Here is a 22,020-nt window from a genome sequence, read left to right as displayed (position 1 = left end):
CACACAAGGGACCGGTCAGGATAAACCTGATCGGTCCCTTTTGTGTTGTGTACCTACAATTTTCCGGCCTATCCGAATTACGTAAGATTTGTTCATAACATCCGCGTAATTTTTCGCTCGATTTGAAACTGGGCGGTAATGGTTCGCCTGTACGGTCCCTCGTTATATCGCTAGCTCACCGCGTCGTCGCCGCTCCCGTGATCCGGGTGCGGCGACATCGCGGCGTTCGAGAATGGGACCTGATGTTGAACAGTGCAAAGAGCGCTCGCAAGAATCGCGCGAAACAAGCTGCGGCAGTGGGTGTTGCGGCTGTTGTCGCCGCCTCGCTTGCGGCCTGTGGGTCGGGACGCACCGATGACGCGGGCTCCGGCGCGGGGCTGGTCGTCGGCACCACGGACAAGATCTTCGCCCTCGACCCGGCCGCGGCCTACGACAACGGGTCGCTGCTCGTGGAGAACCAGATCTATTCGTATCTGCTGAACTTCGCACCCGGCGATACCACGCCCAAGCCGGATGCGGCGGAGAAATGCGAATTCACCGCACCGACGGTGTATACCTGCAAGATCAAGTCGGGTCTGAAATTCGCCAACGGTAATCCGTTGACCGCCAAGAGCGTCAAGTTCTCCTTCGACCGCATGGTCGCGATCAACGACCCGCACGGTCCCGCCGCACTGCTCGGCAACCTCGACAAGACCGATGTGGTCGACGATCTCACCGTCGCGTTCACCCTGAAGGTCGCCAACGATCAGACCTTCCCGACGATCCTGCCCACCCAGGCCGGACCGATCGTCGACGAGAAGGTGTTTCCGGCCGACAAGGTCGCCACCGACGAGGAAGTCGTTGCCGCCAAGGGCTATTCGGGCCCGTACACGATCAGCACCTACGACAAGAACAAGCTGGTCGAGTACAAGGCCAACGCCGACTACAACGGCATCCTCGGCAAGCCGAAGAACGACTCGGTCTCCACCAAGTACTACGCCACCTCCGACAACCTGAAGCTGGACCTGCAGAACGGCGCCATCGACGTCGGCTACCGCTCGTTCACGCCGACCGACATCGACAGCCTGCGTGCCGATTCCAAGGTGAAGGTCACCGACGGGCCCGGCGGCGAGCTGCGCTACATCGTGTTCAACATGAACACCATGCCGGGCAACACCCCCGAGCAGAAGCTGGCCGTGCGCAAGGCCATGGCGTCGTCGGTGGACCGCGAGGCGCTGGCCGCCGGTGTGTACAAGGGCACCTACCAGCCCGCGTACGGCTATGTGCCGCAGGGCATGATCGGTGCGGCCGAGCCGTTGAAGGACCTCTACGGCGCCAAGCCCGACAAGGACAAGGCGGCGAAGTTCCTCGCCGACGCGGGCGTGGCCACCCCGGTGACGCTGAACCTGCAGTACAACCCCGATCACTACGGCTCCAGTTCCTCGGAGGAGTACGCGGCGGTCAAGTCTCAGCTCGAGGCGTCGGGCCTGTTCAAGGTGAACCTGCAGTCCACCGAATGGGTCACCTACCAGAAGGAACGCGCCTCCGACGGCTACCCGATGTACCAGTTCGGCTGGTACCCGGACTTCCCGGACGGCGACAACTACCTGGCCCCGTTCTTCGGCCCGAACAACTTCCTGCAGTCGCATTTCGAGAACCCGGGCATCAACGCCCAGCTGACCGCCGAGCTCACCGAAGCCGATCCGGTCAAGCGGGTGGAGCTGATCAAGAAGATCCAGGCCGACCTGGCGCAGAACCACCTGCCGACGCTGCCGCTGCTCTCGGGCAAGCAGGTCGCGGTGTCCAAGCCCGGTGTGACCGGTGTCGATGAAACCCTCGACGGCTCCTTCAAGTTCCGGTTCACGGTACTGAGCAAGTGAGTGACGTTCCCGTTGCGCCCGGATCACCGGTCCGGGCGCAACGTTTCGGGTGGATGCGCGGCGGGGGTTCCCGCCAGGTGGCTTTGCTGCGGTACCTGCTGATCCGGCTCCTGCTGATCGTGCCGACCGCGTGGTTGCTGGTGACAGTGGTGTTTTTCCTGATGCGGGTGATCGGTGACCCCATCAGCGCGGCCATGGGTGGCCGGTTGACCCAGGATCAGATCGAGGAGCGCAAGGACGCGGCCGGGCTGAACCGGCCGATCCTGACCCAGTACTGGGAGTACATCACCGGGTTCCTGCGCGGTGACTTCGGGCGGACCCAGGACAACGAGGCCATCGCCGATGTGGTCGTCACCTACGGTGCGGCCACCTTCGAGCTGGTGTTCTGGGGACTGCTCGTCGCGTTCGCGGTGGGTATCCCGCTGGGCAGATACGCTGCGACACACCGGGATACGCCTGCCGACGCGGTGCTGCGGTTCTCGGCGGTGCTCGCCTACGCGGCGCCGGTGTTCTTCGTCGGCATGCTGCTGAAGCTGGTCTTCTCGGTGTGGCTCGGCTGGTTCCCGGTCGGTGGGCGGGCCAGTACGGATGTGGAGCTGGCGCTGCAGCACGTGTCGCCGAAGACGAACATCCTGTTCATCGATTCGATTCTCTACGGCGAACCGTCCTATGTGCTCGACGTGCTCGAACACGCGGTGCTGCCCGCGGTGGCGCTCGGCCTGCTCACCGGCGGTATCTTCCTGCGGCTGGTCCGGGTGAACCTGATCCAGACCCTGCGCAGCGACTATGTCGAGGCGGCGCGGGCGCGCGGGTTGTCCTCGCGGGTGGTCACCGGGCGGCACGCGGTGCGCAACGCGCTCATCCCGATCATCACGGTGATGGGCATGTGCATCGCGATGATGCTCGGCGGCGCGGTGCTCACCGAGACCACGTTCGAATGGAAGGGCCTCGGCTATCAGCTCGCCGAATACCTGCGGGCCCGTGACTTCATCGCGGTGCAGGGCATCGTGGCGTTCATCGCACTGCTCGTCGCGGTGATGAGCTTCCTGGTGGATGCCGTCGTCGCACTGATCGATCCGAGGGTGAGGTTCTGATGGCAGTCACGAAACGCAGGCTGCCCGGCACCGAATTGTTGTCGAAAACCGTTGGGATGCAGCGGGTCACGCTCATCACCGGGTTGATTCTGGTGGCCGGATTCGTGCTGGTCGCGGCATTCGCGCCGCTGCTTGCGCCCTACGATCTGGCCCAGAACACCTCCGATGGTGTGGCTTTCGCGTCGCAGCAGGGACCGTCGGCCGAGCACTGGTTCGGTACCTCGGTGCGCAGCGAGGACGTGCTGTCGCGGGTGCTGTTCGGCGCCCGCACCGCGCTGCTCGTCATCGCGATCGCGGTGACGCTGTCGCTGCTGATCGGGGTGCCGCTCGGGTTGCTGTCGGGCTACGTGGGCCGGTGGGTCGACCGGGTGCTGGTGATGGTGATGGACGCGATCTACGCGTTTCCGTCGCTGCTGCTCGCCATCGTCGTCTCGATCGTCATCGCGGGCGGCACGTCGAGCAGCTTGGGCGGCATGTTGTCGGCGGCGATCGCCATCACCGTTGTGTATGTGCCGCAGTACTTCCGGGTGGTGCGCAACGCGACGGTGGCGGTGAAGACGGAACCGTACGTGGACGCCGCGCGGGTGACCGGTGCGTCGACGGCGCGAATCATGTTCCGCCACATCATGTCCAATGTCACCGGTTCGCTGCCGGTGATCGTCACCATCAACGCGGCCGATGCCATCCTCACCCTCGCCGCGCTCGGCTTCCTCGGGTTCGGCATCGAACCCACCCAGGCCGCCGAATGGGGTTACGACCTGAACAAGGCGCTCAACGATGTGTCCAACGGGATCTGGTGGACCTCCATCTTCCCCGGCACCGCCATCGTGCTCGTGGTACTCGGCATGACCCTGGTCGGGGAGAGCCTCGACGAATCGCTGAATCCGTTGCTGCGTACCAGGCGTGCGGTCACTTCGAAGGAGTCCGTCGATGAGTGAGAAGACTGCCGCACTGGCCGTTTCGGGCCTGTCGGTCACCTTCACGACCGATGCGGGCCCGGTGAACGCGGTACGCGATGTGTCCTACGAGGTGTTTCCCGGTGAGGTGCTCGCCATCGTCGGCGAGTCCGGGTCGGGCAAGTCGGTGAGCTCACGCACCGCGATCGGGCTGCTGCCGCAGTCCGCGTCGGTGCGCGGTCTGGTGACCATCGGCGATCGACCGGTCACGTCGATGACCGAGAAGCAGCTCACCGCCCTGCGCGGCGGTGCGGTGTCGATGGTGTTCCAAGAACCTGCCCGGGCGCTGGACCCACTGTTCACCGTCGGGTTCCAGATCTGTGAAGCGCTGCGCGCGCACAGCGGGATGAGCCGGAAGGACGCCAAGGCCAAGGCCGTCGAGTTGCTGCGCCTGGTCGGGCTGCCCGATCCGGAGCACCGGGTCGACTACTACCCGCACCAGCTGTCGGGCGGGCAGAAGCAGCGCGTGATGATCGCCATCGCCATCTCGTGCGAACCCAAGGTGATCATCGCCGACGAACCGACCACCGCGCTCGACGTGACGGTGCAGGCCGAGATCCTCGAACTGCTGCGTGATCTGCGCGACCGGCTCGGCAGTGCGATCGTGCTCATCACCCACAACATGGGTGTCGTCGCCGATCTGGCCGACCGGGTGGTGGTGATGCGCGCGGGCGAGGTGGTCGAACAGGCGCCGGTGCACGAACTGTTCGCCAGCCCCAAGGCCGAGTACACGCGGGCGCTGCTCGACGCGGTTCCGCACCTGGGGTCGGCGACGGCGCGGCCGGAGCCGGACCGGACCGTCGAGCCGGTGCTCGACGTGCGCGACCTGGTCGTCACGTTCCCGGGGCCGTTCGGCAGGCCGCCGTTCCGGGCCGTCGACAACGTGAGCCTGCAGATCCGGCCGGGGGAGACCCTCGGCCTGGTCGGTGAATCGGGCTCGGGCAAGTCGACCATCGGACGGTGCGTCGCCGCCCTGCAACGGCCGACCGAAGGTCACGTGCTGATCCGCGGCCAGGACATCGCGGGCCTGTCCCCGCGCAAGCTGCGGCCGATCCGGCGACGCTTCGGGTTCGTGTTCCAGGACCCGGCGGGCTCGCTCAATCCCCGGATGACCGTCGGCGAATGCGTCGCCGAACCGCTGCTGGTGCACGGGGTCGGTGACAAGGCGAGCATCCGGGAGCGGGTGCGGCACATGCTCGACGACGTCCACCTGCCCGCGGGCACCGAGAACCGGTACCCGCACGAACTGTCCGGCGGGCAACGACAACGCGCCAGTCTGGCCCGGGCCCTCGTCCTCGACCCCGACCTGCTCGTCGCCGACGAACCGACCAGCGCCCTTGACGTCTCGGTGCAGGCCGCGGTCCTCGAGCTGTTCGCCGAACTGCAGCGCGGCTGCGGCTGGGCATGCCTGTTCATCAGCCACGACCTCGCCGTCGTCGACCAGCTGGCCGACCGGATCATGGTGCTGCGCGACGGAACCTGCGTCGAAGAAGGCGACAACGAACAGATCCTGCGCAATCCCCAGCACGACTACACCCGCCGGCTGGTCGCGGCCGTTCCCGTCCCCGACCCGGTGGAACAGCGGCGGCGCCGTACCGAACTCGCCACCGGCTGAGGCCGGCCGTCGGTAACCGCACCGAGCGGGCCCGCGGGTGGGGCGAGTCCACCACCCGCGGGCCCGCGTTGTAAGTGCGAGGAGCCGGACGGCGGGGGGACTGGCGGATCACTTAGAGTTAACAGGCATCTATCCGCCGATTCGGTTTGGAGCTTTCCCCACAATGACTGAACAGACACCCAGCGGTGCAGGCGCTTCCTACGCCGCCGCGGGCGTGAGCATCGAAGCCGGTGACCGCGCCGTCGAATTGTTCGGACCATTGGCGAAGAAGGCCAGCCGACCCGAGGTGCAGGGTGGGATCGGCGGATTTGCCGGACTGTTCGCGCTCAAGGGCGGGTACCGGGAGCCGTTGCTCGCCGCCTCGACCGACGGCGTGGGCACCAAGATCGCCGTCGCCCAGGCGCTCGACAAGCACGACACCGTCGGCCTCGACCTGGTCGCCATGGTCGTCGACGACCTGGTGGTGTGCGGTGCCGAACCGCTGTTCCTGCAGGACTACATCGCCATCGGCAAGGTCGTCCCGGAGAAGGTCGCCGAACTGGTCTCCGGCATCGCCGAAGGCTGCATCAAGGCGGGCTGCGCGCTGCTCGGCGGCGAAACCGCCGAACACCCAGGGCTGATGGACCCCGACGACTACGACCTGTCGGCCACCGGCGTCGGCGTGGTCGAAGCCGACTCCGTGCTCGGCCCCGACCGGGTGCGTCCCGGCGATGTCGTCATCGCGATGGGTTCCTCGGGGCTGCACTCCAACGGCTACAGCCTGGCCCGCAAGGTGCTGCTCGACATCGACCGCATGTCGCTCACCGGGCACGTCGAGGAATTCGGCCGCACCCTCGGTGAGGAACTGCTCGAGCCGACCCGTATCTACGCCAAGGACTGCCTGGCGCTGATCGCCGAAACCGATGTGCGTACCTTCTCGCACGTCACCGGTGGCGGTCTGGCCGCCAATCTGGCGCGCGTGCTGCCCGCCGGTCTGGTCGCCGAACTGGATCGCGGCACCTGGAATCCGGCGCCGGTGTTCAAGATGATCGCCCAGCGCGGCCGGGTCGAGCGGCTCGAGATGGAGAAGACGTTCAACATGGGCGTCGGCATGGTCGCGATCGTCGCCCCCGAGGACGCCGACCGTGCGCTGGCGGTGCTCACCGCCCGCCACATCGACTGCTGGACACTGGGTCAGGTCAAGAAGGCCGCCGACGCCGACGCGCCGCGCGCGGTGCTGCTGGGCGACCACCCCAGGTTCTGATCGTCCGACAACTCAGCCGGGTCGCGAACGCGCGGCCCGGCTTTTGTCGTGTTCAGGGGTTTGCCGACGGCCCCGCACGGCTATCCGACAAAGGTAGGGTCCGCCGCCTCGTGGAGGTCGGGGTCTCGAGTCCGGCGAACACGACGAGCGTCCTGTGTGTGCACAGGACGCTCGTCGTGTATTCGGATGTTCGCCGTACTGCTGCTGCGAGCCTGCGACGTTGCGCGGAACAACGGCTGAAGGGGGAGGCCACCACGAGCCTCCCCCTTCACCGGCGTTCGGTCAGCGACGCCAGCTGTCGTAGTCGTCGTCCTCGTTGTTCCAACGGGACGGCGAATCATCCGCGTCGTGCTCGTCGGATAGCAAGCCGCCACTCCCTCGGGAGTGGAGTGGAGTGCTATCCGCCAGCTCGCGCTGAAGGCTCGCGAAGTCGGTCGGCGTGGAGCTGTACTTGAGCTCACGTGCGACTTTGGTCTGCTTTGCCTTAGCCCGGCCACGGCCCATGGCTGACCCCCTCGCGTCACTGCGGGGCGGCCTGGGGTTTGTTGGCGGCCCCGTTCGAATTAATACTCTTCCTGACAGACACTTTAGCGTGTGTCCGGCGGTCGCGCTCCCAGGAGTGGGTGAAGAGCTGTCGAACGGGTGTCAGAGCACTCCGGGGATCGCCCGGATCACCCCGACGCGGGCGTCGCCGCCGAGGACCGCGGTGGCCGCGAGGTCGGTGTGTTCGTCGGTCCAATCGATGCCGAGTTTGCGCAGAATTGCCAGCGTCAGGGGCATTCGGGCACGGTCGTGACCGTCGTCGATCTTGTAGGCGAACCCACGTCCGTCCGGGAGCGCACCCGCGTGCACGCCGTCGGCGCCGATTTTGCAGAAGAGTCCGGGCGTGGCCGACATCGCCTGGAGATCGGGCCCGTTCGTGCCGGAAATCACTCGCGGATTGCTCCGCACGGCATCGGCGATCCGGCGTTCGGCGGTGCCGGGCTCGGCGATGGTGAACGTCGCGAAGGCGCGCGCCAGGTTGATCAGCGAGACGGGGACGATCGGCAGGCCGCAGCCGTCGATCCCCAGGTCGGTCTCGGGTTCGCCGGTGACGTCGGCGATGGTGGCGAGAACCGCCTGCTGCAGTGGGTGTTCGAGGTCGAGGTATCCGGTGCGCGGCCAGTCGTTGATCGCGCAGGTCGCCAGCATCGCGGCGTGTTTGCCGGAGCAGTTCATGTACAGCGGGCTGCGGCCCGTGCCGGTGATGGCGGCGGCGCGGGCGTTCTCCTCGAACGGCAGGTCGGGTGGGCAGGCGAGGTCTGCCGGGGTGTGGCCGAAGCGGTCGAGCAGACGCGTGACCAGGGCGATGTGGTCGGGCTCGCCGAAATGTGAGGCGGTGGTGATGGCGAGTTCGTCGTCGTCGACGGGGTCGAAGCCGTTGCGCAGCAGGGTGAGTGCCTGCATGGGCTTGTTCGTCGAGCGGGGGAAGATCGGGCTGTGCACCTCACCGAGCTCGACGGTCGGGGTGCCGTCGGCGTCGAGCACGACGACCGAACCCCGGTGCACGCACTCGCGGAAGCCGGACCGCACTACCTCGACAAGTTCCACGCTCACGCCCGGACCTCCACACTTCGTTTCCTGTTGTGCCGGTCGATCTGCATGCGGATGTCGTCGGAGATGGTCGGCTCCTCCGTGAGCAGCCGGGTGAGCAGTGCGGGATCGGCGCCGGTGAACAGGTCGCGCACGGTGATGCCGTGGGCCGGGACGTGCACCACCCGCACCTCGTCGCCCGCGCCGATCGTCCCCTCGGTGAGCACCCGGAAGTAGGTGCCGGTGTCGGCGCGCAGGGCGAAGCGTTTCACCCACTGTTTCTCGCCGGACCACTGCTGGAAGGTCGCGCACGGAACGCGGGGACCGCTCACCTCGAGCTGAGTCTCGCCGATCGCGAAGCGGGCACCGAACACCGCGTCGCTGAGTGGGAGGCCGGTCACCCGCAGGTTTTCGCCGAACCAGCCCGCGGGCAGATCGCGCTCGAGTTCCTCGGACCAGCGGAGGGCGTCTTCCTCGGCGTAGGCGTAGACGGCTTGGTGCACGCCGCCGTGGTTGACGGTGTCGCACACGTGGTCGCCGTCGAGTCCGAGCGCACGTACCCCGACCCGCCCGGCGACGGGCCGCTTGTCGATGGCGCTGCGGCCCACGCGGGTGCGCATCTCGAGTTCGGCGTGCACCACGCACACGGCCTCGACACGGCCGGTGTCACCGGCGCGCAACTGCGGGCGGCTCATCGACCACGCAGGCGGTCGACGGCGGCGCGCCCGGCTTGCACGCCCTCCTCCGAGGGGACCGAGTCGGGATCGATGGCGGCGGCCATGGAACCGACCACCAGTTCGGTGCCCGCCGGGACGGAGCGTTTCACCAGGGCCAGCGCGATCGGACCGAGTTCGTAATGGTCGACGACGGTACCGAGGCGACCGACGGTGCGCCCACCCGCGGTGACGTCGTCGCCGGTGGCCGGCCGTTCGTCGGCGGAACCGTCGAGGTGCAGCAGCACCAGGTTGCGCGGCGGTTTGCCCAGGTTGTGCACGCGCGCAACGGTTTCCTGGCCGCGATAGCAGCCCTTGTTCAGGTGCACCGCGCCCTGCTCCTCGACACCGCCGATCCAGCGGGCCTCGTGCGGGATGGTGCGCTCGTCGGTATCGATGCCCACGCGCGGGCGGAGGGCGGCCACCCGCAGTGCCTCGTAGGCCCACATGCCCGCGGGACGGGCACCGGCCGAGGTGAGCTTCGTCCACCACGTGGCGAGGTCGGTGCGGGGGACGAGCAGGTCGAAGGAATCGCCGGGCATCCGGCGCAGGAACCCGCCGCCGGGCAGCGCGACGGCCGCGTACAGCCCGGGCAGTTCGCCGAGGCCGAGGGCGGGGAGCAGCGTGTCGGTCTCCGGGCCGAGCAGGCTCAGGACGGCGAAATCGGCCGCCTCGGGTTTGGCGTCGGCCCAGAACACCATCTTCTGCAGGAAGCCGAGCAGCTCGGTGCCGTGCCCACCCTCGGTGTCGAGCCAGAGGGTGCCGTCGAGGTCGGTGAGCACGAAGTGGTGCAGCACGCGGCCGTTGAGGTCGAGGTCGAGTGATTCGGCGCTGTGACCGTCGGGCAGGTTCGCGATGTGCTGGCTGGTGATGGTGTGCAGCCAGCTCAGCCGCTCGGCGCCGGTGATGCGGGACACACCGCGATGCGACCGGTCGACCACGGCGACGCGCTGCGCGGCGGCCTTCTGCTCGCCGAACGGGTCGCCGTAGTGCCAGGCGACCGCGGCATCAGGGGAGCCCGGCGCACCCGCGACGGCGCCAGGGGTTTGGAGAACAGGACTGGGGGCGACGTCCACGGACACACCACCACTGTAGGCGTGTCCGCCCGCACGCGCCGAGGGTGGGCGGTCGCGCCGCGTCGGATCCACGGCAGCCGTAGGCATAACAGAGCTATAACGCCTACGCTCGTCACATGGGAGAACGGGTTCTTGTGACACTCGACGGTGTGGTCGCTGACGCGAACACGCCGTCGCTCTATGCCGACGACATCGGAGCACTGCGTGGCGACGGTGTGTTCGAAACGATATTGGTGCGCGGCGGCACGGCCACCGCGCTGGAATTCCACCTGGCCCGGCTGCGCCGCTCGGCCCAGGCGCTGGAACTGCCCGAGCCGGGGCTGGCGAAATGGCGCAGCGCGGTCGAGCTGGCGGTCAAGGAGTGGGGTGCCGAGGAAGAGGGCATGCTGCGCCTGATCTACACCCGCGGCCGTGATTCCGAATTCGACGCGCCCGGCTCGGGTCTCGTGCCCGACGAGCCGGCACCGACGGCGTATGTGCTCGTCTCCCCGGTGCCCGCGCGGGTCGCGCAGGCGCGTGCCGAAGGTGTGAAGGTGATGTCGCTGGCCCGTGGCATCTCCGTCGACCTGGCGCAGGCGGCGCCGTGGCAGCTGCTCGGCGCGAAGACGCTGTCGTACGCGACGAACATGGCCGCGCTGCGGTTCGCCCGGCGGATGGGCGCCGACGACGTGATCTTCCACAGCACCGAACACCGGGTGCTGGAAGGCCCGCGCTCGACCGTGGTGATCGCGCGCGACAAGCAGCTCATCACCCCGCCCGCCAAGATCGGTGTGCTGCCGGGTGTCACCCAGCGGGCCCTGTTCACGGTGGCGGAGAAGAAGGGCTGGGAATGCAAGTACCAGTCGATCTTCACCGCTGACCTGTTCGATTGCGACAGCATCTGGCTGCTGTCGAGCATCACGCTCGCGGCCAGGGTGAATCAGCTCGACGGGGTGCGGCTGTCCGCGCCCGACAATGCTCAGGAGATCATCGACATGGTCGACGCGGGGATCGACCGGCCGGGGACCATCGGCGACTGGTGAGCGCCTGTGGGGCGCGGGTGGGCGCGCCCCTGCGCCGGGTCGTGGCGGTTGTCACCCTTGATCGGGGTACCCGTGCGCGTACTCTCTACTACAGGACGTCGTAGTAGTGGATGGAGGCCGGATGGACACCTTGGACATCTCCCGGTGGCAGTTCGGCATCACCACGGTTTATCACTTCGTCTTCGTACCGCTCACCATCGGTCTGGCGCCACTGATCGCCATGATGCAGACGGCGTGGGTCGTCACCGGTGACGAGAAGTGGTACCGGCTCACCAAATTCTTCGGGAAACTGTTCCTGATCAACTTCGCCCTCGGCGTCGCCACCGGCATCGTGCAGGAATTCCAGTTCGGGATGAACTGGAGCGAATATTCCCGCTTCATCGGCGACGTCTTCGGCGCACCGCTCGCGCTGGAAGCGCTTGTCGCGTTCTTCATGGAATCGACCTTCATCGGCCTGTGGGTGTTCGGCTGGACGCGCCTGCCGAAACTCGTTCACCTGGCGACCATCTGGATGGTCGCAATCGGTGTGAACGCCTCGGCCTATTTCATCGTCGCCGCCAACTCGTTCATGCAGCACCCGGTCGGCGCCCGCTACAACCCCGAGACCGGGCGCGCCGAACTGGAAAGCATCTGGGCGCTGCTCACCAACAACACAACCCTGGCCGCGTTCCCCCATGTCGTCGCCGGATCATTCCTCACCGCAGGCACTTTCGTCGCCGGCATCGCCGGCTGGTGGATGGTGCGCAACGCGCGCAGCGGTGACGCGGACAAACTCGAGCAGGCACGCACGATGTGGCGGCCCGCCGCCCGCGCGTCGCTGGTCGTCATCGCGGTGGCCGGGGTCGGCGTGCTGTTCACCGGCGACATCCAGGGCAAGCTGATGTTCGAACAGCAACCGATGAAGATGGCGTCGGCGGAATCGTTGTGCCATACCGAAACCGACCCCGATTTCTCCATTCTCACCGTCGGTACCCACAACAATTGCGACAGCGTCGTGCATGTGCTGAAGGTGCCCTATGTGCTGCCCTATCTCGCCGAAGGCAAATTCGACGATGTGACGCTCGACGGTGTCGTCGACCTGCAGAAGACCTACAACGTGAAATACGGACCGGGTGATTACCGGCCGAATCTGTTCGTCACGTACTGGTCGTTCCGTGCCATGATCGGACTGGCCGCCGGGTCTGTGCTGCTGCTGTTCGCGGCATTCTGGATGACCCGTGGTGGGCGCGTTCCCGATCGTCCCTGGTTCGCGTGGTTGAGCCTGCTCGCCATCCCCACGCCGTTCCTGGCCAACAGTGCGGGCTGGGTGTTCACCGAAATGGGGCGGCAGCCGTGGGCGGTGGTGCCCAACCCCACCGGCGACCCGAATATCCGGATGACCGTGCAGCAGGCGGTGTCCGAGCACGCGCCGATGACGGTGTTGTTCTCGCTGATCGTGTTCACACTGCTTTACGGTGTGCTCGCGGCGGTGTGGTTCTACCTGATCCGCCGCTACACGATCGCCGGACCCGACGAGCCAGTGCACCACGACGGTCCGCCTGCCGATGAACAACTGTCCTTCGCGTACTAGGAGACGGCGATGAGTTTGCAATTGTTCTGGTTCATCCTGATCGGCGTCCTGTTCACCGGCTACTTCGTGCTCGAGGGTTTCGACTTCGGTGTCGGGATGCTCATGCCCGTTCTCGGCAAGGGCTCCGACACGCGACGCCGCGTGGTGCTCAACACCATCGGCCCGGTGTGGGACGGCAACGAGGTCTGGTTGATCACCGCGGCCGGGGCGATGTTCGCCGCGTTCCCCGAGTGGTACGCGAGCCTGTTCTCCGGGTTCTACATGGCCTTGCTGCTGTTGCTCGTCGCCTTGATCCTGCGGATCTGCGCGATCGAATACCGCGCCAAGATCAACGACCCGAAGTGGCGGGCGTGGTGTGACCGCGGTATCGGGATCGGCTCCTGGATTCCGGCCCTGGCCTGGGGGTGGGTGTTCGCGAATCTGGTGCGTGGCGTGCCCTTGAACGAAGACCGCCAGATCGTCGGTTCGGTCTGGGATCTGTTCAGCCCCTACGCCCTGCTCGGCGGACTGGCGACGGGCATCCTGTTCCTGCTGCACGGTGCGGTGTTCCTGGTGCTCAAGACCGGCGGCGAGGTGCGCGACGACGCCCAGCGTGTCGTCCGATTGCTGCTCGTGCCGACCGTGCTGGTCGTCGGTGCGTTCGGGCTGTGGACCCAGCTCGCCTACGGCGCAGGCTGGACCTGGGCGGCGGTCGGCGCGGCGTTGCTCGGACTCCTCGTCGCCGGAGCGGCGAACATGGTCGGTCGCGACGGCTGGGCCTTCGTCGGCACCACGCTGACGGTGATCTCGGCGACGGTGCTCATCGTCGGCTCGATGTACCCGAACGTGCTGCCCTCCACCATCAGCCCGGCGTTCGACCTCACCATCGACAACGCGTCGTCCTCGCCGTACACGCTGAAGGTGATGAGCTGGGCGGCCCTGCTCGCCACGCCGGTGGTGCTGATCTACCAGGGGTGGACGTACTGGGTGTTCCGCAAGCGGCTCACCGTCGACCAGATCCCGGCGCCGACAGGGCTGCCGTTCGTCGGTAAGGAGTGAGGTGATGGGCGCGCTCGGTGGGTCGGCGGGGGCGCCCGAAGTACGGCGGCGCGGGCCGATCGATCCGCGGTTGCTGCGGTACGCGCGGTCGGCTCGGCCGCACCTGGTGATCGCGGTGCTGATCGCGCTGGTCATCACGGCGACCATCGTGGTGACGGCGGTGCTGTTGGCGCGGGTGCTCGCCGGTGTTGTCACCGACCCGTCGCGGCGCGGCTTCGACTCGTGGACAACCGAACTGGTCGTGCTCGGCGTCGTCGTGGTGGTGCGTGGGGTGGCGAGCTGGTGGCAGGCGCGGCTGGCGCACCGGGCGGGCAGTGCGGTGGTGGCCGAGCTGGAGAACGCGGTGCTGCGGGCCGGGGCGGAACTGTCTCCGCGCGAACTGGATTCGCGGCGTACCGAGATCGCGGTGGTGGTCGGCAACGGGCTCAGCGGGTTGCGCGGGTGGTTCACCGGCTACCTGCCCGCGCTGCTGCTGGCCTGTCTCGTTCCACCGATCGTGCTGGTGGTCATCGCTTTTCACGATCCGACTTCGGCCGTGATCGCCGTGATCACGGTGCCGCTCATCCCGATGTTCATGGTGCTCATCGGGCTGCTCACCCAGGGTCGGGCCAAGGCGACGCTCGCCGCGAGCACCAGGTTGTCGGATCAGATTCTCGACCTGTTCGCCGGCATGCCGACGCTGCGGGCACTCGGGCGCGAAGGTCCGGGCGTGACCGGTATGGCGAAACAAGTACAGGCGCTCGGCGATTCGCTACGGCAGCGGACGATGCAGTCGTTGCGGATGGCGTTTCTGTCCTCGATGGTGCTCGAGGGATTGGCGACGCTGAGCGTGGCGCTGATCGCGGTGGCCATCGGTTTGCGGCTGGTGTTCGCGGAGATGACCCTGTACGCCGGGCTTGTCGCGTTGATCCTCGCACCGGAGGTGTACTGGCCGCTGCGGCAGGTGGGGGAGAAGTTCCACGCCGCGCAGGACGGGATGGCGGCTGGGGAACGAGCCTTCGCCGTGCTCGATTCGACCACCGGATCTGCTCACGGCGCCAAACACGCTGCTGCACGATCACTTCAGCCATCCGACGTGGATGCTGCGGATGTGGTTGCCGTGCACGCAGATACGAACGCTGCGCCGCCGGAATCGGCATCGTCGGTGGGTTGCGCTGTGCGGGCGGATCGGCGTGATCCAGGGTCTGTGGTGGGGCCGGGCGAACGGTCGGGTTCGCGGATCCAGCTGTGCGAGTTGACCGTCACCGCGCGCGGTGGGACGGCGCCGCATCGGTTGACCGCCGAGTTGATGCCGGGCTCGGTAACGGTGCTCACCGGGGCGAACGGGTGCGGGAAATCCACTACGCTGCAGGCGATTCTGGGACTGATCGAGCCTGACAGTGGGACTGTTCTCGTCGATGGAAGGGGTGTCGGCGACCTCGATGCCGACAGCTGGTGGGCGCGCATCGCCTGGTTGCCGCAGCGGCCGGTGCTGGTTCCGGGAACGCTGCGCGAGAATGTCGAACTCCTCGGTGTGCCTGGCACCGCCGCCGACCTGGACCGGCTGGAACAGATCAGCGCCGCAACAGGATTCGACACCGTGCTCGACGAGCTCCCACAGCGCTGGGACACCGTCCTCGGTCAGGGCGGCACCGGCCTGTCCCTCGGCCAACGCCAGCGCCTGGCCCTCACCCGCACCCTCGCCGTCAACCGCCCGATCCTGCTGCTCGACGAACCGACCGCCCACCTCGACGCGGTCAGCGAACACCGAGTCCTCACCACCCTGCGCACTCTCGCCGCCGAAGGCGCGACCGTCGTGGTCGTCGCCCACCGCCCGACCGTCCTGTCGGCGGCCGACGTGGTCGTCGAGGTCGTCGGCGAAACCGAGGATCAGCGGGGCGGGCGGGACGATTCGGACGGGAGGGCTTTGTGATCGCCGATCTGCGGGACATGTGGCGGCTGCTCGGGTTGTCGCGGTGGCGGGTCGCGGTGGCTGTGGCGTGGGGGGTGCTGGCGCTCGGGAGTGGACTCGCGCTGGCGGCGCTGGCGGCGTGGTTGATCGCGCGCGCTTGGGAAATGCCGCCGGTGCTGCATCTGAGTGTGGCGGTGACGGCGGTGCGGGCGCTGGGAATCTCCCGGGGGCTGGCCCGGTACCTGGAGCGACTGGCCACCCACGACGTCGCCCTGCGAGCCATGACAACGGCGCGCACCACGGTGTACCGCACCCTCGCGCAGTCGGACATCTGGTGGTGGCGCGACCGGGCGGTCGAGAGTGGCGGGACGGTCGAGGACAGGTCGACGGGCATCGTGCTCGACAGTGAGCAGCCCGGGTCGCCGGGGAGACGGCGGTTGGGGGAGTTGCGGCGAGGGGATCTTCTGGTTCGGGTCGGGGCCGATATCGATGATCTCGGTGCTGTGGTCGTGCGGGTGTTCGTGCCGGTGGCCGTCGCGGTGGTGTTGTCGGTGGCGGCGGTCGGGCTGATCGCCACCATTTCTGTGGCGGCAGCCGTGATTCTGGCCGCGGCCCTTGCTGTTTCGGGCGTGCTGGCGCCATGGTTGTCGGCGGTGGCCGGGCGCGACGCCGAACGTGCGGTGCGGCGGGATCGGGGTGAGTTCACGGCCGAGGCGTTCACCGTGCTCGACCACGCGGCCGAACTGCGTGTCGCCGGACGGTTGGACACGGCACTCACGGTGGCAGACAAGGCATCCGGGCGCGCAGTCGCCGCCGAAGACTCGGCCGCCTCCCGCAGCGCGTGGGCCGCCGCCGCGACCCCGCTGTCGATCGGGATCAGCGCCCTCGGCGCCCTGCTGGTCGGCATCGCCGCCTACGGGCCGACGGGTGGCCTCCCCGGCGGCATGACTCCCATGGCCCTCACCATCCTCGTATTGGTTCCCCTCTCGGCCTTCGAGGCCGTCGCCACCCTCCCCACCGCCGCGACCACCCTCACCACCTCCCGCGCCGCCCTCCACCGCCTCCAGTCCATCGCAGGCCCCCAGCCCATCGGGCGGACGGCCGCCTCATCGACCCCACCGGCTGGATCGACCTTCGGTCCCGGCGTGACCGCTGGTTCCGGCGACCCTGTTCGACGCGTTGCCACGGCGGGGTGCGAAGCGTCTGCCGGGCCGGGTGCGACCATGGCGATGCCGGAGGGGCGGCGAATCGCCGTTGTCGGGCCGAGTGGGGCCGGAAAGACGACCTTGCTGATGGAGTGGGCGGGCCTGTTCGACACTCCACGTGCGGGCGTCACGTTCTTCGCCGAGGATGCGCATCTGTTCGGTACATCCATCCTCGAGAACCTGCGGGTCGCGCGCGGTGATCTCGCCGAGGACGAAGCCGAAAGCGCCCTGCGGCGAGTCGGTCTCGGCCCCTGGCTCGACAGTCTGCCGAACGGCGTGCGGACCTCGCTCACAGCGGGGGCGGCGGCCGTGTCGGGTGGTCAGCGCAGGCGATTGCTGCTGGCGCGGGCACTGATCGCACCGGCCGAGACCCTGCTGCTCGACGAGCCGACCGAACACCTCTCCGCCGAGGAGGGCGACCAGCTCCTGCGCGAACTCCTCGACGCGGACAGCGGCCTGGTGGCGCCGGAGCGTCGCGTCGTGGTCGTCACCCACCAGCTTCCGCCCGACCATCGTGCCGACACGATCGTCACCGTCGACCGGACCGGCGGCTGTCGGGTCGACGGCCGGTCACTGTCCGAAAAGTGAGGCGATTTCCGCAGGTCGGAGCACCCGGAAAATCAATTGCCGAGCTCGGCGTGTGCCGATAGATTCATCGGTACACAAGAGAGGAGGTGGTCTGAAGAATGTATGTTCAACGGATGCGTGAGGTGGCTGCCCGCTAGCAGCACCCCTGCGGGAGATTCCCCAGCGGTGCGCTGAGCGAATCCCAGGCAGACACCCGGCCCCCGAGCCCCCGGACTATCCACCCGGGACCGCCACGTTCCCCGGAACGAGACGGTATGGCTCGGGGGTCGCTCCATTTCCGCCGCGGAAACGACGAACGCCCCGCGAAACCGCGGGGCATCCGATCGGGATCTCAGCCGATGTAGCGCTGCAACCGGGCCGACAGGCGGGGGATGAGCGCGCCGTCGGGGTCGACTCGTTCCTCGACGTAGGCCAGGTCGCCGCCTTCGACGATGCCGTAGAGGCGTTTCGCGCCGCCGACGACAGCGCCGGACTGGCTGCGGATCACCACATCGGTGGCCAGTTCCCAGGACGACTGGGTCAGGGCGGTGCCGTAGAACAGTTCGACGACGCCGGAGCTGTGGGTGAGCAGCAGTTCGAGCATCTCGGTGTCGGCGTCGGTGCCGACCCGCCAGTACCCGCTCTCGCGCAGGTCGGGGCTGTCGTAGGCGCCCTCGGTGTCGAGCTTCCAGGTCTGCGATTCCCAGACCAGGTAGTCGCCACCGTCATGCGACACGATGATCTGCTGACCGAAGCGGTAGTCGCCGTCGGCGGGGTGGTGGCCTTCGCCCTCGCCGCGCCACACACCGACCAGCGGCAGCAACGCGAGCATCGCGTGGTTCAGATCGGGACCCTCGCGCAGATTCGCGGTGTCCTCGGGAATGGGGAGACCGCCGAGGACCGAAATGTTTCGGACCCCGGTTTCTTTCGCACGCTCGGCGGCGACATTCACCGCCTCGTCGCCACTGCGACGCTGTGCCGAAGCGTCTTGCACGTCACTCGCTCGCTCGGCCGGATCGGAACCTTCGCTCGCGAGCCCGCTCATGACTCGGTGAACAGCCGGTAGAAGACGTACAGGCCGAACCAGCCGATGAGGATCGACACGGCGATGAGGAGAATCTCGAAGAAGAGGACCACGTTTCGGAGTCTAGCGAGTCCGAAACGAAGATACGAAAACGGCCCCGGCAGTTCCCGCACAGGAACTACCAGGGCCGTTGTGAGGTTTCTTACTTGGCGACCGCGACGTCCACCGCGTGGATGCCCGCGCCCTCGGGGCTGATCTCGGCCGAGCCGTTGCCCGACGCCGACAGCGCGCGCAGGGTCCACGAACCCGGCGCGGCGAAGAAGCGGAAATCACCGGTGCCGGAGGCGACGACCTCGGCGGTGAAGTCACCGTTGCCGTCGAGCAGACGCACGAACGCGCCGCCGACCGGCTGACCGTCGGTGCTCAGGACACGGCCGGTGATGACCGTTTCCTTCTCCACATCGACGCCGGCCGGGATGGCCTGACCCTGGGTAGGTGCTGCACACATATTGATTACGCTCCCAACTCGATAGGTGCACCGACGAGCGAACCGTATTCGGTCCAGCTGCCGTCGTAGTTCTTGACGTTCTGGTGGCCGAGCAGCTCCTGCAGCACGAACCAGGTGTGCGAGGAACGCTCGCCGATGCGGCAGTAGGCGATGGTCTCCTTCTCGCCGTCCAGGCCCGCATCCTTGTAGAGCTCGGCGAGCTCTTCGTCGGAACGGAAGGTGCCGTCCTCGTTGGCCGCCTTGCTCCACGGCACGTTGATCGCGCCCGGGATGTGGCCGGGACGCTGGCTCTGCTCCTGCGGCAGGTGCGCGGGAGCCAGGATCTTGCCGGAGAACTCGTCGGGGCTGCGCACGTCGACCAGGTTCTTGGTGCCGATCGCGGCGATGACCTCGTCGCGGAAGGCGCGGATGCTCAGGTCGGGAGCCGAGGCCTTGTACTGGGTGGCCGGGCGGTTGACCGCGTCACGCGAGAGCGGACGACCGTCGAGCTCCCACTTCTTGCGGCCGCCGTCGAGCAGCTTCACGTCGTTGTGGCCGTACAGCTTGAAGTACCAGTAGGCGTAGGCGGCGAACCAGTTGTTGTTGCCGCCGTACAGCACCACGGTGTCGTCGTTGGCGATGCCGCGCGCCGAGAGCAGGTCGGAGAACTGCTCCTGGTTCACGAAGTCGCGACGAACCTGATCCTGCAGGTCGTTCTTCCAGTCCAGGCGAACGGCGCCTTCGATGTGGCCACCCTCGTAGGCGGAGGTGTCCTCGTCGACCTCGACGAAGACGACGCCGGGGGCGTTGAGGTTCTCTTCGGCCCAGTCAACGGAGACCAGGACATCGGAGCGAGCCATGTTGTTCCTTTCAACAGACGTGCAGGGTGGGTCAGTTCGGTGCCGGAGCAGCCGACCGGCGGAAGCGGGCGACCAGCGGATAGATCTGGCAACCCAGGCAGACCCCGAACGCCGCGTTCAAGAACGCCGCGAACAGGGCGAAGCCGGCGAACACCGCGCCGACGATCGGGGAGCCGAGCGCGAAGCCCAGCAGGGAGACACCGGCGAACGCGAAGCCGAGTGCCTGCGCGAAACGCAGCGGCGGCACGGGTTCGGTCTCGGTGGGCGGGCCGACTCGCGGCGCGACGAGCGCCGCGTAGATCCGGCCGTAAGGGTGCTTGGCGGGACCGGCCGCCGCGCCGATCGCGAACACCACGGCCTGCAGGCCGATCAGGATCGCGGCGGCGACGGGGGAAACGGTCGCGACCAGCAGCACCGCGACGAGCACCCCGGTCGTCACCCAGGCCACGAAACGCGGCCCGCGGACATCGACGCGAGGTGGGGAATCAGAAAACGAGGTCATGGTGCGAACTCCTGCGCTGAGACGATTCAGTGGGATCTGCCAGTTCGCCGGGGGATCGAAACGATCACTCGCGCGGTGAACAGAGGTCGGCGTCAGGAATCTCGGGAGAGAAGCCGACCGGTCAGCGGCACAGGCAGCAACAACCACCGAGGCGACACAGGTCAACTGTGCGGCGTCGGGTGAGCATCAGCTCGTGGTCGGTTTGCACGATGAAGAGTTTACCCGGTCTTCCCGGGAAATGGGCAGGCCCCCTCGAAACCGGGGACAACGTCACACTGTGAGCGGCTCGAGGGCGGTGCGCAGGTCGCCCGCCTTCGGTACGCCGGAGATGCGGAAACGCTCCTTGCCCTCGGCGTCGAAGACGAAGGTCGTCGGCAGGGAGAGCACGTTGAGTTCGCGGGCCAGCGCGGGTTGCGCGTCGATGTCGATCTCGATGTCGCGCGGTGCGTTCGGCGAATCGGCCAGTTCCGCGGTGACACCGGCGACCACCCGCCGCACGGCGTCGCACGGACCGCACCAGTCGGCCGAGAAGTGCAGCACCGCGGGCACCGAACCGGAGACACCGGCCGCGTCGAGCAGGCGGGCGCGCTGTTCGGTGTCGGGGTCGAGGGTGGCGGGCCGGACCCGGCCCTGGTTGCGGCGCAGCAGCAGGCCGACCGCGACGGCGGCCAGCACGACGGCGGCGAGTACGGCGAGTTCGATCATGGTTGCTGCAATCGGTCCAGGTCGATGGTGACGTTGCGGCCGACGCCCTCGACAACGATGTGCCCACCCAGCGCCTCCACCTCGGTGGGCCGGACGCCGAACGGCAACTCCTTGGTATCGATCGTACGGCTGAAGCGCTCGAGCACCGCGCCGCGATCGGCCTCGAGGATCTCCGATTCGCTGGTCTTGGCCGTGTCGGCCGGGCCGCTGTTCTTGTCGTGATAGAAGCCGGTGGCCTGGATGCGGACCAGGTCGCCGTCGAGCAGCAGGTCGGCCTGGATCTGCACCGGTACGCGTTTGGCCGAACTCGACGGGGTGACACCCGCGCCGAGAATGCGCCCGTTGGGCGCGGTGGGCAGCGTGCCGGTGAGCACGAGCGCGCCCCCGGTGGTCATGCCGGAACCACCCGAACCGCCCGTGCCGTCGGATTTGTCGGCCGGACGGGTGTGGACCTGCAGGTCGGGGATGCCGAAGAGCCTGCCGAGCTCGGTGGGTTCGATGCGCATGCGGGCGTCGACGCGGTCGACCTGCACCGAGCGCGCCGCACCGTCGAGCAACTCGCCGGCAGGCGCGTGCAGACCGTTCAGCGTGGCTTCGATGCCGATCTCGCCGGGGATGTCCGGGCGCATGCTTCGGGCCCGGATCGCCACGTTGTCGTAGCGCCCGGCCAGGGCCTGGGCGGTGAACGGGAAACCGTGGAAGGTCACTTCGGGATCGGCCGACAGGTCGGCGCCCGCCCGCAGTTGCCGCGACACGTGGTACTCGGTGTAGGCGGCGGCGCCGAAATCGATCACCACCGCCAACCCGGCCAGGCACAGCAGCCCGATGATCAGCTTGCGCATGAGGTGAGAGTAGCGCCCACGCACGCGGGTGCCGGGGGCCCGGGTATCGGCCGAACACTCGTAAGTGTGCCCGTGTTGCGAGGTCATGGCCTGTGACGCGCTAATGTTGCACCGACTAACCCTGTGTTTCGGCGACGTAGCTGTGCGGCTGCTCTCGTCGCGCAGACACGAGATAGGAG

The 22,020-nt window shown here is 67.7% G+C and carries 19 protein-coding genes and 1 pseudogene; 10 read left to right on the top strand and 10 right to left on the bottom strand.

The window, feature by feature from the left end; all coding sequences use genetic code 11:
• Nucleotides 1–242: 242 nt before the first annotated feature.
• The 5 genes from AB0F86_RS27385 to purM all read left to right on the top strand — a co-directional run bounded on the left by AB0F86_RS27385 (nucleotide 243) and on the right by purM (nucleotide 6,767).
• Nucleotides 243–1,859 (top strand): ABC transporter substrate-binding protein, encoded by a 1,617-nt coding sequence (locus AB0F86_RS27385; RefSeq protein WP_225281289.1) that lies wholly within the window; start codon nucleotides 243–245, stop codon nucleotides 1,857–1,859.
• Nucleotides 1,860–1,912: 53 nt separating this feature from the next.
• Nucleotides 1,913–2,953, top strand: a complete 1,041-nt coding sequence (locus AB0F86_RS27380) for an ABC transporter permease (protein ID WP_181698757.1) — start codon at nucleotides 1,913–1,915, stop codon at nucleotides 2,951–2,953.
• On the top strand, nucleotides 2,953–3,891 hold the full coding sequence (locus AB0F86_RS27375) for an ABC transporter permease (protein WP_225281288.1): 939 nt from the start codon (nucleotides 2,953–2,955) through the stop codon (nucleotides 3,889–3,891). The genes AB0F86_RS27380 and AB0F86_RS27375 overlap by 1 nt, the downstream gene beginning before the upstream one ends.
• The gene (locus tag AB0F86_RS27370; RefSeq protein WP_181698705.1) at nucleotides 3,884–5,524 is read left to right on the top strand and encodes an ABC transporter ATP-binding protein; all 1,641 of its coding nucleotides are present in this window, start codon (nucleotides 3,884–3,886) and stop codon (nucleotides 5,522–5,524) included. The genes AB0F86_RS27375 and AB0F86_RS27370 overlap by 8 nt, the downstream gene beginning before the upstream one ends.
• 163 nt (nucleotides 5,525–5,687) lie before the next feature.
• Nucleotides 5,688–6,767 (top strand): phosphoribosylformylglycinamidine cyclo-ligase, encoded by a 1,080-nt coding sequence (purM, locus tag AB0F86_RS27365; RefSeq protein ID WP_067640787.1) that lies wholly within the window; start codon nucleotides 5,688–5,690, stop codon nucleotides 6,765–6,767.
• Nucleotides 6,768–7,049: 282 nt separating this feature from the next.
• Here purM and AB0F86_RS27360 read toward each other — a convergent pair whose 3' ends face one another.
• From AB0F86_RS27360 to AB0F86_RS27345, 4 genes are all read right to left on the bottom strand, one after another.
• The gene (locus AB0F86_RS27360) at nucleotides 7,050–7,271 is read right to left on the bottom strand and encodes a DUF3073 domain-containing protein (protein ID WP_084457250.1); all 222 of its coding nucleotides are present in this window, start codon (nucleotides 7,269–7,271) and stop codon (nucleotides 7,050–7,052) included.
• Nucleotides 7,272–7,412: 141 nt separating this feature from the next.
• Nucleotides 7,413–8,363 (bottom strand): asparaginase, encoded by a 951-nt coding sequence (locus AB0F86_RS27355; RefSeq protein WP_356986805.1) that lies wholly within the window; start codon nucleotides 8,361–8,363, stop codon nucleotides 7,413–7,415.
• On the bottom strand, nucleotides 8,360–9,034 hold the full coding sequence (locus AB0F86_RS27350) for an MOSC domain-containing protein (RefSeq protein ID WP_356986806.1): 675 nt from the start codon (nucleotides 9,032–9,034) through the stop codon (nucleotides 8,360–8,362). Before AB0F86_RS27350 ends, AB0F86_RS27355 begins: the two co-directional genes overlap by 4 nt.
• Nucleotides 9,031–10,134 (bottom strand): folate-binding protein YgfZ, encoded by a 1,104-nt coding sequence (locus tag AB0F86_RS27345; RefSeq protein ID WP_356986807.1) that lies wholly within the window; start codon nucleotides 10,132–10,134, stop codon nucleotides 9,031–9,033. Before AB0F86_RS27345 ends, AB0F86_RS27350 begins: the two co-directional genes overlap by 4 nt.
• A 110-nt stretch (nucleotides 10,135–10,244) precedes the next feature.
• Here AB0F86_RS27345 and AB0F86_RS27340 point away from each other — a divergent pair, with 110 nt between their 5' ends.
• From AB0F86_RS27340 to cydC, 5 genes and pseudogenes are all read left to right on the top strand, one after another.
• On the top strand, nucleotides 10,245–11,150 hold the full coding sequence (locus tag AB0F86_RS27340; protein ID WP_181698701.1) for an aminodeoxychorismate lyase: 906 nt from the start codon (nucleotides 10,245–10,247) through the stop codon (nucleotides 11,148–11,150).
• A gap of 121 nt (nucleotides 11,151–11,271) precedes the next feature.
• Nucleotides 11,272–12,666, top strand: a pseudogene (locus AB0F86_RS27335) (cytochrome ubiquinol oxidase subunit I); the annotation flags it as partial.
• Between the two features lie 63 nt (nucleotides 12,667–12,729).
• The gene (cydB, locus tag AB0F86_RS27330) at nucleotides 12,730–13,758 is read left to right on the top strand and encodes a cytochrome d ubiquinol oxidase subunit II (protein WP_356986808.1); all 1,029 of its coding nucleotides are present in this window, start codon (nucleotides 12,730–12,732) and stop codon (nucleotides 13,756–13,758) included.
• A 4-nt stretch (nucleotides 13,759–13,762) separates the two neighbouring features.
• Nucleotides 13,763–15,670 carry a thiol reductant ABC exporter subunit CydD gene (gene cydD / locus AB0F86_RS27325; protein ID WP_356986810.1) on the top strand — a complete coding sequence of 636 codons (1,908 nt, stop codon included), beginning with the start codon at nucleotides 13,763–13,765 and terminating at the stop codon, nucleotides 15,668–15,670.
• A 17-nt stretch (nucleotides 15,671–15,687) separates the two neighbouring features.
• Nucleotides 15,688–17,442: a thiol reductant ABC exporter subunit CydC gene (gene cydC / locus AB0F86_RS27320; protein WP_356986823.1), complete on the top strand. Its 1,755-nt coding sequence runs from the start codon at nucleotides 15,688–15,690 to the stop codon at nucleotides 17,440–17,442.
• 331 nt (nucleotides 17,443–17,773) lie between these two features.
• On the opposite strand, the gene AB0F86_RS27315 is transcribed toward cydC, so the two are convergent.
• The 6 genes from AB0F86_RS27315 to AB0F86_RS27290 all read right to left on the bottom strand — a co-directional run bounded on the left by AB0F86_RS27315 (nucleotide 17,774) and on the right by AB0F86_RS27290 (nucleotide 21,841).
• Nucleotides 17,774–18,466, bottom strand: coding sequence for an FABP family protein (locus AB0F86_RS27315; protein ID WP_181701357.1), 693 nt, complete (start codon nucleotides 18,464–18,466; stop codon nucleotides 17,774–17,776).
• 181 nt (nucleotides 18,467–18,647) lie between these two features.
• Nucleotides 18,648–18,953, bottom strand: coding sequence for a DUF1416 domain-containing protein (locus AB0F86_RS27310; protein ID WP_181701355.1), 306 nt, complete (start codon nucleotides 18,951–18,953; stop codon nucleotides 18,648–18,650).
• 5 nt (nucleotides 18,954–18,958) lie between these two features.
• On the bottom strand, nucleotides 18,959–19,792 hold the full coding sequence (locus tag AB0F86_RS27305) for a sulfurtransferase (protein WP_067492342.1): 834 nt from the start codon (nucleotides 19,790–19,792) through the stop codon (nucleotides 18,959–18,961).
• A 31-nt stretch (nucleotides 19,793–19,823) separates the two neighbouring features.
• Nucleotides 19,824–20,294 carry a DUF4395 domain-containing protein gene (locus AB0F86_RS27300; protein WP_356986813.1) on the bottom strand — a complete coding sequence of 157 codons (471 nt, stop codon included), beginning with the start codon at nucleotides 20,292–20,294 and terminating at the stop codon, nucleotides 19,824–19,826.
• A gap of 270 nt (nucleotides 20,295–20,564) precedes the next feature.
• The gene (locus AB0F86_RS27295) at nucleotides 20,565–20,999 is read right to left on the bottom strand and encodes a thioredoxin family protein (protein ID WP_225281279.1); all 435 of its coding nucleotides are present in this window, start codon (nucleotides 20,997–20,999) and stop codon (nucleotides 20,565–20,567) included.
• The gene (locus AB0F86_RS27290; RefSeq protein WP_067492559.1) at nucleotides 20,996–21,841 is read right to left on the bottom strand and encodes an LmeA family phospholipid-binding protein; all 846 of its coding nucleotides are present in this window, start codon (nucleotides 21,839–21,841) and stop codon (nucleotides 20,996–20,998) included. The genes AB0F86_RS27295 and AB0F86_RS27290 overlap by 4 nt, the downstream gene beginning before the upstream one ends.
• Nucleotides 21,842–22,020 lie beyond the last annotated feature (179 nt).

The sequence above is a fragment of the Nocardia sp. NPDC023733 genome (genome assembly GCF_040639775.1).
In the GTDB taxonomy this organism is placed as follows: domain Bacteria; phylum Actinomycetota; class Actinomycetes; order Mycobacteriales; family Mycobacteriaceae; genus Nocardia; species Nocardia rosealba.
This window is presented reverse-complemented; position numbering and strand designations above follow the sequence as displayed.

Coding starts and splice junctions, on each gene's coding strand:
- AB0F86_RS27385 (WP_225281289.1), top strand. CDS start 243: ATGTTGAACAGTGCAAAGAGCGCTCGCAAGAATCGCGCGAAACAAGCT.
- AB0F86_RS27380 (WP_181698757.1), top strand. CDS start 1,913: ATGCGCGGCGGGGGTTCCCGCCAGGTGGCTTTGCTGCGGTACCTGCTG.
- AB0F86_RS27375 (WP_225281288.1), top strand. CDS start 2,953: ATGGCAGTCACGAAACGCAGGCTGCCCGGCACCGAATTGTTGTCGAAA.
- AB0F86_RS27370 (WP_181698705.1), top strand. CDS start 3,884: ATGAGTGAGAAGACTGCCGCACTGGCCGTTTCGGGCCTGTCGGTCACC.
- purM (WP_067640787.1), top strand. CDS start 5,688: ATGACTGAACAGACACCCAGCGGTGCAGGCGCTTCCTACGCCGCCGCG.
- AB0F86_RS27360 (WP_084457250.1), bottom strand. CDS start 7,271: ATGGGCCGTGGCCGGGCTAAGGCAAAGCAGACCAAAGTCGCACGTGAG.
- AB0F86_RS27350 (WP_356986806.1), bottom strand. CDS start 9,034: ATGAGCCGCCCGCAGTTGCGCGCCGGTGACACCGGCCGTGTCGAGGCC.
- AB0F86_RS27340 (WP_181698701.1), top strand. CDS start 10,245: ATGGGAGAACGGGTTCTTGTGACACTCGACGGTGTGGTCGCTGACGCG.
- cydB (WP_356986808.1), top strand. CDS start 12,730: ATGAGTTTGCAATTGTTCTGGTTCATCCTGATCGGCGTCCTGTTCACC.
- cydD (WP_356986810.1), top strand. CDS start 13,763: ATGGGCGCGCTCGGTGGGTCGGCGGGGGCGCCCGAAGTACGGCGGCGC.
- cydC (WP_356986823.1), top strand. CDS start 15,688: ATGTGGCGGCTGCTCGGGTTGTCGCGGTGGCGGGTCGCGGTGGCTGTG.
- AB0F86_RS27315 (WP_181701357.1), bottom strand. CDS start 18,466: ATGAGCGGGCTCGCGAGCGAAGGTTCCGATCCGGCCGAGCGAGCGAGT.
- AB0F86_RS27310 (WP_181701355.1), bottom strand. CDS start 18,953: ATGTGTGCAGCACCTACCCAGGGTCAGGCCATCCCGGCCGGCGTCGAT.
- AB0F86_RS27305 (WP_067492342.1), bottom strand. CDS start 19,792: ATGGCTCGCTCCGATGTCCTGGTCTCCGTTGACTGGGCCGAAGAGAAC.
- AB0F86_RS27300 (WP_356986813.1), bottom strand. CDS start 20,294: ATGACCTCGTTTTCTGATTCCCCACCTCGCGTCGATGTCCGCGGGCCG.
- AB0F86_RS27295 (WP_225281279.1), bottom strand. CDS start 20,999: ATGATCGAACTCGCCGTACTCGCCGCCGTCGTGCTGGCCGCCGTCGCG.
- AB0F86_RS27290 (WP_067492559.1), bottom strand. CDS start 21,841: ATGCGCAAGCTGATCATCGGGCTGCTGTGCCTGGCCGGGTTGGCGGTG.